This is a genomic window from Streptomyces sp. NPDC107517 (assembly GCF_055582645.1).
Window position 1 is genome coordinate 857214 of sequence record NZ_JBVJPM010000002.1, and the last position, 17212, is coordinate 874425.

At 70.1% G+C, this 17212-nt stretch carries 16 protein-coding genes and 1 pseudogene; 9 read left to right on the forward strand and 8 right to left on the reverse strand.

What is annotated here, in order from left to right; all coding sequences use genetic code 11:
• Positions 1–106: 106 nt before the first annotated feature.
• The gene (locus tag ACZ67T_RS07670) at positions 107–1987 is read right to left on the reverse strand and encodes a streptophobe family protein (protein ID WP_469982213.1); all 1881 of its coding nucleotides are present in this window, start codon (positions 1985–1987) and stop codon (positions 107–109) included.
• A gap of 267 nt (positions 1988–2254) precedes the next feature.
• Between ACZ67T_RS07670 and ACZ67T_RS07675 the strand changes: the two genes are divergently transcribed.
• The gene (locus ACZ67T_RS07675; RefSeq protein WP_469982215.1) at positions 2255–4792 is read left to right on the forward strand and encodes an ABC transporter ATP-binding protein/permease; all 2538 of its coding nucleotides are present in this window, start codon (positions 2255–2257) and stop codon (positions 4790–4792) included.
• A gap of 87 nt (positions 4793–4879) precedes the next feature.
• On the opposite strand, the gene ACZ67T_RS07680 is transcribed toward ACZ67T_RS07675, so the two are convergent.
• From ACZ67T_RS07680 to ACZ67T_RS07690, 3 genes are all read right to left on the reverse strand, one after another.
• Positions 4880–5602, reverse strand: coding sequence for a transglycosylase SLT domain-containing protein (locus ACZ67T_RS07680; RefSeq protein WP_469982217.1), 723 nt, complete (start codon positions 5600–5602; stop codon positions 4880–4882).
• A 295-nt stretch (positions 5603–5897) separates the two neighbouring features.
• The gene (locus ACZ67T_RS07685; protein WP_469982218.1) at positions 5898–6980 is read right to left on the reverse strand and encodes an S-adenosylmethionine:tRNA ribosyltransferase-isomerase; all 1083 of its coding nucleotides are present in this window, start codon (positions 6978–6980) and stop codon (positions 5898–5900) included.
• Positions 6977–7678, reverse strand: a complete 702-nt coding sequence (locus ACZ67T_RS07690; protein WP_469982220.1) for an SDR family NAD(P)-dependent oxidoreductase — start codon at positions 7676–7678, stop codon at positions 6977–6979. Before ACZ67T_RS07690 ends, ACZ67T_RS07685 begins: the two co-directional genes overlap by 4 nt.
• Before the next feature lie 201 nt (positions 7679–7879).
• Between ACZ67T_RS07690 and ACZ67T_RS07695 the strand changes: the two genes are divergently transcribed.
• From ACZ67T_RS07695 to ACZ67T_RS07710, 4 genes and pseudogenes are all read left to right on the forward strand, one after another.
• A complete protein-coding gene (locus ACZ67T_RS07695) occupies positions 7880–9025 on the forward strand; it encodes a GAF domain-containing sensor histidine kinase (RefSeq protein ID WP_469982221.1) in 1146 nt (381 codons plus the stop codon).
• Positions 9018–9662: a response regulator gene (locus ACZ67T_RS07700; RefSeq protein WP_100592532.1), complete on the forward strand. Its 645-nt coding sequence runs from the start codon at positions 9018–9020 to the stop codon at positions 9660–9662. The genes ACZ67T_RS07695 and ACZ67T_RS07700 overlap by 8 nt, the downstream gene beginning before the upstream one ends.
• Before the next feature lie 199 nt (positions 9663–9861).
• Positions 9862–10104 (forward strand): chaplin, encoded by a 243-nt coding sequence (locus tag ACZ67T_RS07705; RefSeq protein WP_266668995.1) that lies wholly within the window; start codon positions 9862–9864, stop codon positions 10102–10104.
• A gap of 114 nt (positions 10105–10218) precedes the next feature.
• Positions 10219–10323: pseudogene (locus tag ACZ67T_RS07710) on the forward strand (chaplin family protein); the annotation flags it as partial.
• A gap of 239 nt (positions 10324–10562) precedes the next feature.
• Here ACZ67T_RS07710 and ACZ67T_RS07715 read toward each other — a convergent pair.
• The gene (locus tag ACZ67T_RS07715) at positions 10563–11351 is read right to left on the reverse strand and encodes a hypothetical protein (RefSeq protein ID WP_469982223.1); all 789 of its coding nucleotides are present in this window, start codon (positions 11349–11351) and stop codon (positions 10563–10565) included.
• 124 nt (positions 11352–11475) lie between these two features.
• Between ACZ67T_RS07715 and ACZ67T_RS07720 the strand changes: the two genes are divergently transcribed.
• From ACZ67T_RS07720 to ACZ67T_RS07730, 3 genes are all read left to right on the forward strand, one after another.
• Positions 11476–12273 carry an ABC transporter ATP-binding protein gene (locus ACZ67T_RS07720; protein ID WP_469982225.1) on the forward strand — a complete coding sequence of 266 codons (798 nt, stop codon included), beginning with the start codon at positions 11476–11478 and terminating at the stop codon, positions 12271–12273.
• 64 nt (positions 12274–12337) lie between these two features.
• Positions 12338–12769 (forward strand): NfeD family protein, encoded by a 432-nt coding sequence (locus tag ACZ67T_RS07725; protein WP_469982227.1) that lies wholly within the window; start codon positions 12338–12340, stop codon positions 12767–12769.
• A 140-nt stretch (positions 12770–12909) separates the two neighbouring features.
• The gene (locus ACZ67T_RS07730) at positions 12910–13842 is read left to right on the forward strand and encodes an SPFH domain-containing protein (RefSeq protein ID WP_469982229.1); all 933 of its coding nucleotides are present in this window, start codon (positions 12910–12912) and stop codon (positions 13840–13842) included.
• Positions 13843–13923: 81 nt separating this feature from the next.
• On the opposite strand, the gene ACZ67T_RS07735 is transcribed toward ACZ67T_RS07730, so the two are convergent.
• From ACZ67T_RS07735 to ACZ67T_RS07745, 3 genes are all read right to left on the reverse strand, one after another.
• Positions 13924–14430, reverse strand: coding sequence for an HNH endonuclease (locus ACZ67T_RS07735; protein WP_469982231.1), 507 nt, complete (start codon positions 14428–14430; stop codon positions 13924–13926).
• Positions 14431–14575: 145 nt separating this feature from the next.
• On the reverse strand, positions 14576–15115 hold the full coding sequence (locus ACZ67T_RS07740) for a YbhB/YbcL family Raf kinase inhibitor-like protein (protein ID WP_469982233.1): 540 nt from the start codon (positions 15113–15115) through the stop codon (positions 14576–14578).
• 95 nt (positions 15116–15210) lie between these two features.
• Entirely contained in the window at positions 15211–15993 is a 783-nt protein-coding gene (locus ACZ67T_RS07745; RefSeq protein WP_469982235.1) for a sporulation protein, read from the reverse strand.
• A gap of 193 nt (positions 15994–16186) precedes the next feature.
• Here ACZ67T_RS07745 and ACZ67T_RS07750 point away from each other — a divergent pair, with 193 nt between their 5' ends.
• On the forward strand, positions 16187–16828 hold the full coding sequence (locus ACZ67T_RS07750; RefSeq protein ID WP_469982237.1) for a DNA-3-methyladenine glycosylase: 642 nt from the start codon (positions 16187–16189) through the stop codon (positions 16826–16828).
• Positions 16829–17212: the final 384 nt, after the last annotated feature.

Consider the following 17212-nt stretch of genomic DNA (forward strand, 5'->3'; position numbering starts at 1 on the left):
ACGTTATCCGGCCCGGGTTGCGCGGCGCGGCGGTGGTCCGCGTGGCGGACATCTGAGACGCGCATTCCGACCGGCCGGTTCGCCGTCCGCCGCTCTCCCACCCGGCTCAGCCGCGCGGGCCCCTCCGGGGTGGTGGCGGCCCTTCTTCCTCTGACGACGACTGCGATCGCGGCGGCGACGGCGGCGGCGAGTGCGGAAGCGGTGGTGGGGGAGGAGGCGGTGGCGGCACGGGCCATCCGCCCTTGCCGGACCCGGGCCGCCCCCGCGGACGAGGCGGCACCGGGGGCCTGACCGGCCCCACCATCGTCGGCGCCCCGTACAGATCGTCCGGCAGATCATCCTGCCGGTCCCGCGACCGATCATCCGACCGGTCCCGCGACCGATCGCTCGACCTGTTCCCCGACCGGTCGCCCGCCCGTTCGTCCGGCGGCTTCAGATACGGGTTGGTCCCGTCCGGCGACCCCCGGTACGGAGTGCTCGGCCGATACGGCCCTGCCTCCTGAGGCGGGACGGACGGGACGGGCCGGACGGCCCCGTCCCTCGGCGCCCCGTCCTCCAACCGCCCCTCCGGCTCCACGCCGCCCCCGCCCAGCGCGGCCGGAGCGGCTCGTCGACCCGCCGCCCCCGCCCCGTGAGCGAGCAGCGCCCCCACCGCTCCCGCCCCCGCTCCCCAAGCGGCCCCGAGCAACAGCGCCGTGCCGAGATGTCCGTGCAGCTCGATCCCGGCCCCGAAGGCGTCGAAGCCGAGCACGGACAGCGAGGCGTCCGCCGAAACGTCCGTCAGCCGCACGAGCAGCGGCAGGCCGACCGCCGTGACGGCCCCGAGCCGCAGCGCGCACCTCCCGGCGAAGCCGACGACCCCCATCGGCGGCGACCCGGGCCCGCCGGCCACCGCAGGTGTCCGTACGGCGGTCAGCACGCCCGCGAACACCATCATCAGAACCGTCGCGAAGGCCAACAGCCATACCCTGCCGTCCAGTTCGGCAAGACGGCCCAGGGTCACCGGCTCGTTCGCGCGCATCCGCAGCAGCTCGCCGACCGGATGGGGGAGGGCCTGCGCGAGTGCGCCCGTCGCCTTGCCGTCCCAGGGGACGAAGAGGCCGAGGGGAATGCCGAGCCACACCCCGTTGGGCGCCCCGAGCAGCGCGGCGCCCACGATCCGCCGCGGATGGTCGTCGCCGATCACCGCGTACGCCGCCGCCGCGAGCCCCGCGGCGACAGCTACCAGTAACACCGTGACCAGCGAAGAAGCAGCGGGACGCACCACCCGGTGCACCGCGTCCAGGGAGCGCGGGAGCGGAGTGCGTCGCGACGCGAGCAGCGCGATCAGCAGGACGCCGATCACCCACGCGGCGCCGCCCAGCAGTGAGGCCCCGGTCTCGACGGTGAACCCGACGGTCGCCTTCGCGTCCACGAGGCCGCCGATGTGATCCGGCAGGAGCCCTCCGAGGTCGAGGCCGCCCGGCAGCCTGTCCTTGATGCCGCCCGGCAGATCCCCGTCCGGTATCCGGTCGAGCCCGAGCTTCCCGCCGTCAATCGTGATGAGGTCGTGACCCGCCCAGGCGAGCCCTGCGAGCATCGCCAGAAACAGTGCGACCACGCTCCCCACGCGCGCCGCGAGTTCGGCCGGGGTGACCTCAACTCCCGCCCCGCGCAAGGAACGCAGGAAGAGCCAGCCGAGCAGCAGTGCGCCCGTGAGGCCCACGCCGAGCGGCGCGATGTCGATCGCGGTGTGGGCCTGCGCGCCCTCCAGTCCGAAGGCTGAGACGTCTCCCGACGGTGTGACTTTCCCACCCGCCCCAAGTGCCACCACAGCGGCCGTCATCGGGCCGAGCGGGCCCGCGGAATCCGCACCGAGCAGATGCAGGCCTGCCGCGGCGACCGCCGCCATCCCGATGAACGCCCAGCTCACGGAGGCGACCGCGGAGAGCAGTACGTCGCCCCAGTGCACGCCCTCGCGCCCGCTCCGCCGCACAACGGTCTCCATCAGGGCCCCCGATCCGTACAGTGATGTATCGGATGTCCCATTCGCGCATGATCCGTAGGTACTTGTGGGTGCTTACCACTCTCCGGGGCTGTTTCTGCGCCGTCAACGGGGCGGGCGCGTAGGCGCGTGGACGGTCTTCACAACGCCCGCCGCAAGGCCCGACTTTCGGTCAGGGGGCTCCGCCTGAAATAGTTCCCCACGAAGTTCGACATCCCTAGACTCCCCAAGATGGGGGCTAGCTCGGGGGACAACTCAGTGGGGCATGGAGTGCCGGAACTCGTACTGGAATTGAATGGAAGGACCTGGACGCTCGACCCGTCCAGGCCATACACCCTCGGACGTGATCCGCAGGGGGACATCGCGATCGACGATGCCAGGGTGTCCTGGCGACACGCCACGATCAGCTGGGGCGGCCGGAGTTGGGTCATCGAGGACCACGGCTCCACCAACGGCACGTTCGTACAGGGCCGGCGGATCCATCAGATGGAGATCGGCCCGGGCTCGACGCTGCACCTCGGCAACGCGACGGACGGTCCGCGGGTCAACCTCTCGGGCGGCGCCTCCGGCGCGGCCGTGCCCGCGGCGCAGCAGGCCCAGCAGCAGGCCCACCCGCAGCAGGTACCGGCCCAGCAGCCGCACACCGCGCCGCAGGGTGGCGACCCCGGCTGGGCGCACAACGCGCCGCCGCAGCAGCAGGTGCCCGCCCAGCAGAGCTGGCCGCAGCCGCAGCAGGCGCAGAACATCCCGCCCCAGCAGGGGCCCGGCGGTGTCGCGGGGGCTCCGCCGGTCTACGGAGACCGCAGCCCCACCACGTTCCACCAGCTGGCCCTCGGCCGTGTCATGCGGATCGGCCGTGCGCTCGAGAACGAACTGGTGGTCTCCGACCTCCAGGTCTCGCGCCTGCACGCCGAGTTCCACGCGACGCCCGACGGCCGCTACGAGATCCGCGACCTCGGCTCGCACAACGGCACGTACGTCAACGGTATGCCGATCGCCAAGGGCGGCTCCGCGCTGCTCGGCCCGAACGACATCGTCGGCGTCGGCCACTCGACGTTCCGCCTCGTCGGCGACCGTCTCGAGGAGTTCGTCGACACCGGTGAGGTCTCCTTCTCCGCCCGTCATCTGACGGTGACGGTCGACGGCGGCAAGGACATCCTCAAGGACGTCTCCTTCGGCGTCCCGGAGAAGTCGCTCATCGCGGTCATCGGCCCCTCGGGTTCCGGCAAGTCCACCCTGCTCAAGGCGCTCACCGGCTACCGGCCCGCCAACAAGGGCGACGTGCTCTACGACAACCGGAATCTGTACAAGCAGTTCGCCGAGCTGCGTCAGCGCATCGGTCTGGTCCCGCAGGACGACATCCTGCACAAGGAACTCTCCGTCAAGAAGGCCCTCAAGTACGCGGCCAAGCTGCGCTTCCCCTCGGACACCAGCGAGCAGGAGCGCGAGCAGCGCATCGACGAGGTGCTGCGCGAGCTGAAGCTGGACATCCACAAGGAGAAGAAGGTCACCTCCCTCTCCGGTGGCCAGCGCAAGCGCGTCTCCGTCGCCCTGGAGCTGCTCACCAAGCCGTCGCTGATCTTCCTGGACGAGCCGACCTCCGGCCTCGACCCGGGCATGGACCGCGACGTCATGCAGCTCCTGCGCGGCCTCGCCGACGACGGCCGCACGGTCCTCGTCGTCACGCACTCGGTCGCCGAGCTGGCGATCTGCGACAAGCTCCTGGTGATGGCGCCGGGCGGTTCGGTGGCGTACTTCGGTCCGCCCGAGGAGGCCCTGAACTTCTTCGGCTACGGCACGTGGGCCGATGTCTTCTCCGCCTTCGAGAACTACCGCGACTACGACTGGGCGGGCCGCTGGAAGGGCTCGCAGCACTACCAGATGTACGCCGCGGACATCGACGCCGTCGCCGCACAGTCCGTACACATGCCGCCACCGCAGGCGATGAAGCCGCCCAAGCCGCAGGGCTGGGGCTCGCAGCTGTGGACCCTGATCCGCCGCTACACGTCGGTGATCGCGTCCGACAAGGGCTTCCTGGGCCTGATGGTGATCCTGCCGGCGGTCCTCGGCATCGTCAGCACGGTGATCCCGGCCGACTTCGGCCTGGGCCCGCCCAAGCCGCCGTCCCGGTTCAACGGGGACGCCGGCACGATCATGCTGATCCTCGCGGTCGGCATGTGCTTCTCGGGCGCGGCCAACTCCGTACGTGAGCTGATCAAGGAACGCGTCATCTACGAACGGGAGCGGGCCACCGGCCTGTCCCGCTCGGCGTACCTGATGTCCAAGGTGATCGTCCTCGGCGTCGTCACGGCCATCCAGGGCGTGATCATCTGCGCCATCGGCTTCGTCCCGCGCGACCTGCCGGCCGAGGGTCTGATGATGCCGCCGGCCGTCGAGCTGTGCATCGTGATCATCGCGCTGGGCTTCACGTCGATGATGTTCGGCCTGGTCATCTCCTCGCTGGTGAAGACCGCCGAGAAGACGATGCCGCTCCTGGTCATGTTCGCGATCGTCCAGGTCGTCTTCACCGGCATCCTGTTCCAGGTGTACGGCTCGCCGGGCCTGGAGCAGTTCGCCTGGCTGATGCCGTCGCGCTGGGCCATCGCCGGCGCCGGCTCGACGCTGGACCTCGCGCACCTCATGCCGCCGTGGGACCAGGCGCACCCGAACGACCTGGACCCGCTGTGGGAGCACTCGGTGAGCCAGTGGGGCATCAACCTCGCGATCCTGATCGCGCTCGGTGTCATCTGCGGCTTCGCGGTCGCGCGCCTGCTGCGCCGCCACGAGCCCGAGGTCATGCGCAAGTAGCGTGACCCGCGCACGGATGAAGGGCGGCACCCCGCACGGGGTGCCGCCCTTCGGCGTTCACGAAGACCCTGAGGTCCAGGGAGAGTCTCAGTAAGCGCTGTTCACGTTGTCCATCGAGCCGTACTTGTCCGCGGCGTAGTTGGCGGCGGCGGTGATGTTGGCGACCGGGTCGTAGATGTTCCACGAGGTGCCGGGGACGTGGTACGCGGTGAAGGTCGGGGGGATGACCTGCAGCAGACCTTTCGAGGGGATGCCGTTGATCGCGTTGATGTCCCAGTTGTTGATCGCCTTCGGGTTACCGGAGGACTCGCGGATGATGTTGCGGTGCAGGCCCTCGTAGGAACCGGGGATGCCCTTGGACTTCATGATGGCCAGGGACTCGCGGATCCAGCCGTCCAGGTTGTTCGCGTAGACGGGCTTGCGGGCGGCGGCGCGGCTGGCGGCCTCCCTGACGGCACGGTCCTTCTCGGCCTTCGCCTTGGCGGCGGCCGCGGCCTTGATCTTTGCGGCTGCGTCGGCCTTGGCCGGGGCGCTCTGCGCGGCCTTCAGCTTGGCGGCCGCGCTCTTGGCCTGCTGGTCGGCGGTGGCCATCTGGTTGGTGACGCTGGCGTGCACGTCCTTGATCTGGGGCTTGCCGGCGGCCGCCTCGAAGGCGACGGGAGCCGCCGATATCGTCTCGGCCTCCGCGGTGGAGTTGCCCGGCACCAGCGTGAACGCGAGGGCAGCGGCGCCGAGGGTGGCGATACCGGCGATCGAGTACTTGTGGGTCTTCGTCAGGGGACTATGACCGGAGAAGCTGAGCTTGGACATGGAGGACCTCTTCGAATCGGGGAAGTCGCTCACCGGTCCAAAGCAGGACCGTTCATGTTTCGGACATGAACGCTGTGGGTAGCGGCCCACGCTGTCGAGCAACGAGAGCCATTGTTAGCGGCCGCAAAATTGCGTGGCAATCATGTGACGTACGAAGCCAGGTAGTGGATCAGGCCCCCCGTTGAGGTCCGTTTCGCCCCTCCTGCCCCGGTGTCTCCGCCCACAGCTGATTCCTAGCCGCCTTCGTACGTGACGTGGGTCCTATGCGCGGGCTCACATCGGGCACGTTACGAACTCACCAAGCGTTGCCATTGCAACGCGCTACGTAACCGGATTCATCGGCAAGTATGAGGTTGAGGTCTCCGAACTCATGCCACAGGTAAAAATGTCCCAATGCTTCCGCATATGTACGGGTTATTGCCTCAGATCCTGCTACGGCCTCCAACATCAGCAGATGTGAGGCCTCAGGCTCGTGCAGCCCCGTGAGGAGCCCGTCCACCACCCGCACCCCCCGCTCGGGCGTCACCACGAGGTCCGTCCAGCCCGAGGCCGCCCGCACCACCCCGTCCGGCCCCGCGGCCGACTCGACGGCCCGGACGGCCGTCGTACCGACCGCCACCACCCGCCCGCCCCCGGCCCTCGCCGCGTTGATCAGCCGCGCCGACGCCTGCGGCACCTCGAACCGCTCCGGATACGGCGGCTCGTGCGACTCCGCCGACGCCACCCCCGTATGCAGCGTGATCGGCGCGAACTGCACCCCTCTGCTGACCAGCTCCGCCACGAGCCGCGCCGTGAACGGACGCGCCGCACTCGGCATCTCCGCACTGCCCGCCCCGTCGGCGTACGGCAGCGCGAACACCGTCTGATAGACGGAGAGCGGCTGATCGCGCTCCGTATAGGAGTAGCGGATGGGTCTGCCGTGGCGCAGCAGCAGCGCGGACACGTCCCCCGCGACCCTCACCCACCACAACCGCGCCCCGCCGCCGGCCAGCGGCTCCTCCCAGATGAGACGTACGCCCCCGGGGAGCACAGCCACTGTCCCCTTCGGACCGCCCGCACGCGGGCGCGTGGTGCCATGCCCGTCCGGATCCCGCAACTCGACGGCCCAGCGACCGTCATCGCCACGCGTGGAGAAGTGCACCACCACGCGCGCGTGCCCGATCCGCCCGTCGGCCGCCGCGGCCAGCGTCGGCGACGTATTGACCACGAGCAGATCCCCGGCCCGCAGCTCTCCCGGCAGCTCGGCGAAGTCCCGGTGCGTGACGTCCGTGCCGCGCGTAACGAGCAGCCGCACCGCGTCCCGGTCCAGGCCGGGCCCACGCTGCTCCGCCGGCACCCGGGCCGACAGCTCCTTCGGCACCCGCACCGAGACCGTCACCGCGCCTCCAGAAGAAGAGAGGGGGCGGCATACCGCCCGCTGTCCGGCCGTTCGTCGAGCAGCCGCAGGAACGCCGGCACCACCGTCTCCGGCAGCGGCCGGTCAGAGTCGTCGTCGAGGGGGGCCGCCGCCCGATAGAGATCCGTGCGCATGTCGCCCGGATCCACCGCCCACACCCGCAGCCCCGGCTCCTCCACCGCGAGGACCGCGGACAGCTGGTCGAGCGCGGCCTTCGAAGCGCCGTAACCGCCCCACGTCTCGTACGCCTCCGCCGACGCGTCCGAGCTCACCGACACGACCGCGCCCCCGGCCGACCCCCGCAGCAGCGGCAGCGCCTCCTGCACCAGACCGAGTGCCGCCACGACATTGACCTCGAGGGCACGCCGCAGCCCCTCCATCGGCAGTGCGTCAAGACGCACCAGCGGCTCGGCCCCCAGCGCGCTCGCGTTGTTCACCAGCAGATCGAGACCCCCGAGACCGCGCGCCGCCGCCACCAGCTCCGCGCGGTGCGCCGTGTCCGTGACATCCCCGGGCAGCGCCTCCACCCTCGTCCCGTACTTCCCCGCCTCGTCCGCGGCCTCCCGCAGTACCGCCCCGGACCTGGCGTCGAGCACCAGATCCCAGCCGCGCCGCGCGAGAGCCACGGCGAGCGCGCGGCCGAGCCCCTTCGAAGCCCCCGTGATGATCGCCACCGGCATGACATCCGTCCCCTCGGGCCCGTCGGGCCGCCCTGTCGCCTACATGCTTCGATCCGCCTCCAACGTAGGAACCCACCTGCCCCGGGCGCCTCGTCCGCGGGCCGCACCTCACGAGGGCCCTTCGCCCTACGTCCACCGGACCAGAAGGCGGCCGCCGCGGGCCCGATACGCGCTGTCACACCCCGCCGGTACCTTGAGGTCATGAGTCACGGCCCACGATCCGGCCTCTCCGCGGTGAGTTCCGCGCTGCTGGCCATGAGCAGACACCTCGAGGTGCGCGACGTCCTCAAGACGATCGTCGCTTCGGCCCGCGAGCTGCTCGACGCCGAGTACGCGGCCCTCGGAGTGCCGGACGACCACGGAGGCTTCGCCCAGTTCGTCGTCGACGGCGTGAGCGACGCGCAGTGGAAGGCCATCGGCCCGCTCCCGCGTCAGCACGGCATCCTCGCCGCGATGCTGCGCGAGGCGAAGACCGAGCGCCTGGGAGACGTGCGCGAGGACCCGCGCTTCGAGGGCTGGCCGTCCGCACACCCCGAGATGTCCGACTTCCTCGGCCTGCCCATCCGTGACGGGGACGAGGTCATCGGCGCCCTCTTCCTCGCCAACAAGAAGTGCCCGAAGCCGCAAGGGGGCTGTGGCTTCACCCTGGAGGACGAGGAACTGCTGACGATCCTCGCCCAGCACGCGGCCATCGCCCTGACGAACGCCCGCCTGTACGAGCGCAGCCGCGAGCTCACCATCGCCGAGGAGCGCTCGCGCCTCGCCCATGAACTGCACGACGCCGTGAGCCAGAAGCTCTTCTCCCTGCGCCTGACCGCCCAGGCCGCCGCGGCCCTCGTCGACCGCGACCCGTCGCGCGCCAAGGGCGAGTTGCAGCACGTGGCCGAGCTGGCCGCCGAAGCCGCCGACGAACTGCGCGCCGCGGTGGTCGAGTTGCGCCCCGCAGCGCTCGACGAGGACGGACTGATCGCCACGCTGCGCACGCAGATCCAGGTCCTCGACCGGGCCCACTCGGCCCACGTCACCTTCGACTGCGGCGGCATCCGTGCCCTGCCCGCCGCCCAGGAGGAGGCCGTGCTCCGCGTCGCCCAAGAGGCGCTGCACAACGCGCTGCGCCACTCGGGCGCCGAGCACGTCGGCGTGACGCTCGACAAGCGAGGCCCCGGGGCCGTCCTGCGCGTCACCGACGACGGCAGCGGCTTCGAACCCCACGCGGTCCGGCACGCGGGACGCCACCTCGGCCTGGTCTCGATGCGCGACCGGTCCAGTGGCGTCGGCGGCCGTCTGACGGTGGAATCGGAGCCCGGCAAGGGCACCACGATCGAGATGGAGGTCCCCGGTGGCTGACAACAGGATCCGGGTGCTGCTGGTCGACGACCACCAGGTCGTCCGCCGGGGGCTGCGCACGTTCCTCGAGGTCCAGGACGACATCGAGGTCGTGGGGGAGGCGTCCGACGGTGCCGAGGGCGTCGCCCTCACCGAGGAGCTGAAGCCCGACGTCGTCCTGATGGACGTCAAGATGCCCGTCATGGACGGCGTGGAGGCCCTGCGCAAGCTGCGCGAGCTCGCCAACCCCGCGCGCGTGCTCATCGTCACCAGCTTCACCGAGCAGCGCACCGTGGTCCCCGCCCTGCGCGCGGGCGCCGCCGGGTATGTCTACAAGGACGTCGACCCGGACGCCCTGGCCGGCGCCATCCGCTCGGTGCACGCCGGACATGTGCTGCTCCAGCCGGAGGTGGCCGGCGCCCTGCTCTCGCAGGAGGAGACCAATGGCGGGCAGGGGAGAGGCAATTCCCTGACCGAGCGGGAGCGCGAGGTGCTCGGCCTGATCGCGGACGGCCGCTCGAACCGCGAGATCGCCCGCGCCCTCGTCCTCTCCGAGAAGACGGTCAAGACCCATGTGTCCAACATCCTGATGAAGCTCGACCTGGCGGACCGCACCCAGGCCGCCCTGTGGGCCGTACGCCATGGGGCGGCCGGCTGAACCGCGCCGCGGCTGAGGGACGGTGTGCGGCTCTGCCGGGCCGGACGAGGGGGACGGCAATTCGAATGGTTCCGTACCGGGCTGAGATTCATACTGTCGTGTGTATGTCCCCCGGATGGCGCATCCTGCGTGAGGCTCCGGCGTTCTCCAGTGCGTGCTGCGGCGGCTCGTCGCAGTGATCGCCTAGGAGGGTCAAGAAGTGAAGAAGCTGAAGAGGGTCGCGGCCGTATCGATGGTTGCCGGTGGGCTCGTCGCCGCCGGTGCCGGTATGGCCTCCGCCACCGACGCGCACGCGGACGGCCAGGCCGTGCACTCGCCGGGCGTCGTCTCCGGGAACGTGATCCAGGCTCCGATCCACGTCCCGGTCAACGTCGTCGGCAACACCGTGAACGTCATCGGTCTGCTCAACCCGGCCTTCGGCAACCTCGGCGTCAACCACTGACGTACGTCTCAGGTCCACCAGTGACCACCGGCCCCCGGGTACCCCCCGGGGGCCGGTCCCGTTTCCGGCCCGCCGGGGCCAGTTGATCCGTAGGTGCGCGGCGCCGACCCGCCCGTGTCATCCGCCCGGCCTGCCCTTTGCACAGCGTGTGACGTCCCGGTCAACGCCACCGGAAACAGCGTCAACGTGATCGGCCTGCTGAACCCGACGTGCGGTAACACCTCCGAGAACAAAGGACACACCCCGCAGGAAGGGCCCCACGGACACGGATCCGCGGGGCCTTCCCGGCGAGTTGCGCGACTACGGAGCGGCCTGCGCTGCGGCACCCCCAACTCACGCTCGCGTTACGCCACTACCGGGCCCCGGCGCGCTCCGGCGTCCCCGGCTCAGGCGCCCCGGCGCGCATCCGGCTCCCGCGCACCGACGCTCTGCGCCCCGTCCCGACGCGCACCGCCACCTCACCGCCCCCCGCGCTCCCGCTCCTCCACGAACGCGTTGTACGCCGCGACCTGCGCCCGACGGGCCGTCCGCTCCACCGGACGCAGCGCCTCCGACCGCGCCGCCATCTCCGAGGCACTCATGGCCCCGCCGTGCCCGCTCTCGTACGCCACCGAGATCAGCAGCCCGACGCGCTGCGCCAGCTCCAACACCCTTACCGCGCGCGGCGGATAACCCGGCGCGAGGACCTCGCGCCCCCGCTCCGCCCGCGCCCGGTACGCGTCCACCGCCGCCTCGGCCACCGGCCCCGACCCGGCCACGTCGAGCCGCGAGAGCACGGCCGTCGCGTCCCGCAGCGCCTCCGCGAGCTCCCGCTCGGCCTCACCGAGCGAGGGCACATCCGCAGGGGGCGCCTCCCGCACGGGAAGGCAGTGCCACAGGACGTCGACATGGACGTCGCCGGCGGGCCCGGCCTCGTACACCTCGGGCACGAGCCCGAGCGCGACCCCCTGGCACACGACGGCCTCCTCCGCGTCGAGGGCGCGCGCGTTGAACTCGGGAGGGCCGCTCAGGCCCAGCGGATGGCCGGGCGCGGGCAGCGCCACCCGCAGCCCCGTCGCCCCCAGCGTGCGCAGCCGCCCCAGGGCGAGTGTCAGCCCCACCGGCGCCGACTCGCCGGGCATCCCCTCCACCCGGTGCACCGCGTCCTCGCCGACTATGGCGAGCGCGGCGTCATCAGGAGCAACAAACCCGGCCAAAAGGGCATTTCCCCATGAGGCCAGCCGACCTGAGCGTGGTTCCGAAAGCATGGGGTCCACCCTAAAGACCGGCCGATGGATTGGACCGGTCGACCGGTGGCGTAGGTTTTCCCTTGGGGGATGCGTCCACAAGACGCACGCGACTGCCGAGACTGCAATGGGAGACAACGCGCTCATGAGCGATGTACTGGAGCTGGTGGACGTATCCGTGGTCCGCGAGGGCCGGGCTCTGGTGGACCAGGTCTCCTGGTCGGTCAAGGAAGGTGAGCGCTGGGTCATCCTCGGCCCGAACGGCGCCGGCAAGACGACCCTCCTGAACGTCGCCTCCAGCTACCTTTTCCCCAGCCAGGGCACCACCACGGTCCTCGGTGAGACCCTCGGCAAGCCCGGCACCGACGTCTTCGAGCTGCGCCCGCGCATCGGTATCGCCGGCATCGCGCTCGCCGAGAAGCTCCCCAAGCGCCAGACCGTCCTGCAGACCGTCCTCACTGCCGCGTACGGCATGACCGCCGGCTGGCACGAGGATTACGAGGACGTCGACGAGCAGCGCGCCCGCGCGTTCCTCGACCGCCTCGGTATGAGCGACTTCCTGGACCGCAAGTTCGGCACGCTCTCCGAGGGCGAGCGCAAGCGCACCCTGATCGCCCGCGCCCTGATGACCGACCCCGAGCTCCTCCTCCTCGACGAGCCCGCCGCCGGTCTCGATCTCGGCGGCCGCGAGGACCTCGTACGCCGCCTCGGCCGCCTCGCCCGCGACCCGGTCGCCCCCTCGATGATCATGGTCACGCACCACGTCGAGGAGATCGCCCCCGGCTTCACCCACGTCCTCATGATCCGCCAGGGCAAGGTCCTCGCCGCGGGCCCCCTGGAGCTGGAGCTGACCTCCCGCAACCTCTCCCTCTGCTTCGGCCTCCCGCTCGTCGTCGAGCAGCGCGGCGAGCGCTGGAGCGCGCAGGGTCTCCCGCTGGGCTGAACCGGTGCGGGCCGCCCCCAGGGCACCCTGTCCCCGGAGGTGACCCCGGTCCTACCATGACCATGTGGCAGACATCGACGCATGGGTGTGGTGGCTGATCGGGGCGGCCGCGCTCGGCATTCCCCTCGTCATCACCGCGATGCCCGAATTCGGCATGCTCTCCGCCGGCGCCGTCGCGGGCGCCGTGACCGCCGGCCTCGGGGGCGGGATGGTGATGCAGGTCCTTGTCTTCGCCGCGGTCTCGGTCGCGCTCATCGCCGTCGTACGGCCCATCGCGGCCCGCCACAGCGCCCAGCGACCCGTGCTCGCCACCGGAGTCGATGCCCTGAAGGGCAAACAGGCCGTCGTCGTCGAACGCGTCGACGGCAGCGGTGGCCGCATCAAACTGGCCGGAGAGATCTGGTCCGCCCGCTCACTCGACGATTCCGAGAGCTACGAGCCGGGCCGCCAGGTCGACGTCGTCGACATCGAGGGAGCCACCGCGATCGTTGTGTGATCATGGTGATCTGATCGGGGAGGTGGCCTGAACTCCCCACGCTGCAGGGCCCGTTCTGACAGACTCGACCAGCAAGATCCTCAAGATCTTCCGGCGGGACCCGCCGGAACGACGACGGCACGAAGGGCACGGGAGACGCGATGTCAGCGATCATCATCGTCCTGATCATTCTGGTGGTGCTGGTCTTCATCGCCCTGATCAAGACCATTCAAGTCATCCCGCAGGCAAGCGCGGCGATCGTCGAACGCTTCGGCCGCTACACCCGCACACTGAACGCGGGCCTGAACATCGTCGTCCCGTTCATCGACTCGATCCGCAACCGGATCGACCTGCGCGAACAGGTCGTGCCCTTCCCGCCCCAGCCGGTGATCACCCAGGACAACCTGGTCGTGAACATCGACACCGTCATCTACTACCAGGTGACCGATGCCCGCGCCGCGACCTACGAGGTCGCCAGCTACATCCAGGCCATCGAGCAGCTCACCGTCACCACCCTGCGCAACATCATCGGCGGCATGGACCTCGAGCGGACCCTGACCTCCCGCGAGGAGATCAACGCGGCCCTGCGCGGCGTCCTCGACGAGGCCACCGGCAAGTGGGGCATCCGCGTCAATCGCGTCGAACTCAAGGCGATCGAACCGCCCACCTCCATCCAGGACTCGATGGAGAAGCAGATGCGCGCCGACCGCGACAAGCGCGCCGCGATCCTCACCGCCGAAGGTATCCGCCAGTCGCAGATCCTCACCGCCGAAGGTGAGAAGCAGTCCGCGATCCTGCGCGCCGAAGGTGAGGCCAAGGCCGCCGCCCTGCGCGCGGAGGGCGAGGCCCAGGCCATCCGTACGGTCTTCGAGTCCATCCACGCCGGCGACGCCGACCAGAAGCTCCTCGCCTACCAGTACCTCCAGATGCTCCCGAAGATCGCCGAGGGCGACGCCAACAAGCTCTGGATCGTGCCCAGCGAGATCGGCGACGCACTCAAGGGACTCTCCGGCGCCATGGGCAACTTCGGCCCGCTGGGCGGCGGTTCGGCCCCCGCGGGCGCCGAGCGCCGCGAACAGCCTCCCATCGACTGAGCCGACTGACCCGCTCCGCACACGAAGAAGCCCGCCCCGGCACCCCGAGGCGGGCTTTTCCGTGCGTCACCGCGTCCCGGGCTACGCCGCCGAACGCGCCAGCCAAGCCGGCAGCGCCTCCCGCTCGGACTGCCCGAGCGTCAGCAGCATCGCGTCGGCCGGCGTGGGCTCGAACGGCTCCCGCAGCAGCGGCATCCCCGCCTGCTCCGGAGTCCGGTCCGCCTTGCGGTGGTTGTCCTCCGCGCACGAGGCGACCGTGTTCAGCCAGGAGTCCGCACCACCGCGCGACCGAGGCACCACGTGGTCCACAGTCGTCGCCCGCCGCCCGCAGTACGCGCACCGGTGCTGGTCACGCACCAGCACACCCCGCCTCGACCACGGCGCTCGTCTTCGGAAAGGCACCCGTACATATCTGCAGAGCCTGATCACCTGCGGCACCGGTATGTCCACGGCGGCCGCACGCACACGGAGTCCGGGGTGGGCCTGCTCGACGACGGCCTTGTCCTGCAGCACCAGCACGACGGCCCGGTTGAGCGTCACCGTCGACAACGGCTCGAAGCTGGCGTTCAGTACCAGCGTGTCCCGCATCTCGCCCACCTCCCGTACGTCCCCGGCCCACCCCCATGGCGGGCTTGGATCAACTCTGGCCGGGCGCGCCGAGATGGACAACGCAATAAAAATGCCCGTCCCCGATCACTTCCATGACCGGGGCCGGGCAAACAGACGATGAACGCTAGCTGTCCGCGGAAGCCGCGTACTCAGCGATCACCTGCGCACGCGCGAGCGCGTGAAAGCGCAGGTTGAACCCGACGACAGCCGGCGAGGCGTCCGAGTCGGGACCCAGCTTCTCCTGATCCACCGCGTACACGGTGAAGACGTAACGGTGGGCCGGGTCACCGGGCGGCGGCGCGGCGCCCCCGAAGTCCTTCGTCCCGTAGTCGTTGCGCACCTGCACCGCACCGGCGGGCAGCCCCTCGAACTTGCCGGTGCCCGCACCGGCCGCCAGCTCGGTCACCGAAACCGGGATGTCGAACACGGTCCAGTGCCAAAAACCACTGCCCGTAGGGGCGTCCGGATCGAAACACGTCACCGCGAAGCTCTTCGTCCCGGCGGGGAAGCCCTCCCACCGCAGCTGCGGCGAGGTGTTCCCGGCCGCGTACACCTGAGCGTCCTTGAGGACGGCGCCCGGCTCGAAGTCCTCGCTCACCACCGTGAACGACGGCACCTGCGGATGGAAGTCATGGGGAAGCGGCGGCCTCTTGAGGTCGGTCACGTCGGCACCTCCTGATCGGCGAAAACTCTCGGTGCCGAGCCTATGCCCGGGCCGGCCGGCGGCGGACAGCGCCGCCACCGGCCAACCGCACCGGGTCAGAACCAGTTGCGCTTGCTGCCGACCTCGGACAGCCACTGGTGCAGATACGCCGACCAGTCCGTCCCCTGGAAGTCGTTGTGCCCGACGACGAACGACCGGAACGTGTCACTGCTCTCGCTGAAGAGCCCCGGCTTCTTGTCCATCTCCAGGACGACGTCCATCTCGCGGTCGTCCGCCACGAAGCTCAGCTCGACCTGGTTGAGCCCGCGGTACTGCTGCGGCGGGAAGAACTCGATCTCCTGGTAGAACGGCAGCTTCTGCCGCGTCCCCCGGATGTGCCCGCGCTCCATGTCGGCGCTCTTGAACCGGAAGCCCAGCCCGATGAACGCGTCCAGGATCGCCTGCTGCGACGGCAGCGGGTGCACATTGATCGGGTCGAGGTCACCGGAGTCCACGGCGCGCGCGATCTCCAGCTCCGTCGTCACACCGATGTTCATGCCGCGCAGCTGCTGCCCGTCGATCGTCGTGACCGGCGTCTCCCACGGGATCTCGAGCCCGAACGGCACCGCGTGCACCGCGTTCGCCTGCAGCTGGAACGCCCCGCCGAGGCGCAGCTTCGTGAACTCGATGTCCTGCTTGGTCTCCTGGTCGGCGCCCTCGACCTCGACGCGCGCCTGCAGACCGACCGACAGACCTTCGATGTCCTGGTCCACGGACCCGCCCTGGATCCGCACCTCACCCTGGACGACGCCACCCGGCACCACATTGGCCTCGGTCAGCACCGTCTCGACCGACGCACCACCCGCACCGAGACTCGCCAGCAGCCGCTTGAACCCCATGACTCCACTCCTCCCCGTGCCACACCCGTGGCCCGTGTCTTCCTGTCGCGATCCTTGATCTCTACCAACGCGATAGACCGGTGACCGGTTCCGCGCGGCTCACCCTGGCAAGCAACGAAGCCCGAGGGCTACCCGTCCACGCCGATTGGCCGCACTTCTCCGTCACTACTCCGTTCGACTACGCTCGTCCGCCATGATCGCGGCCCCTGACCGTACGCCCCTCCCACGGGAGTTCTTCGACCGGCCCGTACTGGAGGTCGCTCCCGATCTCCTCGGGCGCGTCCTCGTCCGCAACACCGCGGAAGGCCCGATCGAGCTACGCCTGACAGAGGTGGAGGCCTACGACGGCCCGAACGACCCCGGCTCCCACGCGTACCGCTCCCGCACCGCCCGCAACGACGTGATGTTCGGTCCGCCCGGACACGCGTACGTCTACTTCACCTACGGCATGTGGCACTGCCTCAACCTGGTGTGCGGCCCGGAAGGCACCGCGAGCGGAGTCCTGCTCCGCGCCGGCGAGATCACGAAGGGCGCCGACCTCGCGCGTAAACGTCGACTATCGGCCCGCAACGACAAGGAACTGGCCAAAGGCCCGGCACGCCTGGCCACGGCCCTGGATGTGGACCGCGCACTGAACGGCACAGACGTCTGCGCCTCCCCGGACTCCCCGCTCGCGATCCTCGCCGGCACCCCCACGCCACGCGACCAGGTACGGAACGGTCCGCGCACGGGCGTGGCCGGCGAAGGAGGCGTCCACCCCTGGCGCTACTGGACCGTCAACGACCCAACGGTGAGCCCGTATCGGCCGCACACGCCACGCCGCCGTTCAACTTGACTCGCCCCTGGGGGATCCGTAATGTAGCCCGAGCCGCTTGACCCGGTTACGGCAATCTGCCAGCAGCCGAAAGCGGCCAAACCACTACCTACGACTTCCCCTCAGCGGGGGCTTATTCGGCGTGCCTGCATGTCCGAATTCGAATCCGCGGGACTCGATTATGAGGCTCAAGGGAAATCCGCTAACGTAGTGGACACGCCGAAAGGCAGCCGAAAGGCAAAGGCCCCCAACGGCCACCGGAAATAAATTCCGAACCGGAAACGGAACGGAAAACGGATCTGGTAGAGTTGGAAACGCAAGACCGAAGGGAAACTGCCCGGAGGAAAGCCTGAGAGAGTCTCTCGGGTGAGTACAAAGGAAGCGTCCGTTCCTTGAGAACTCAAC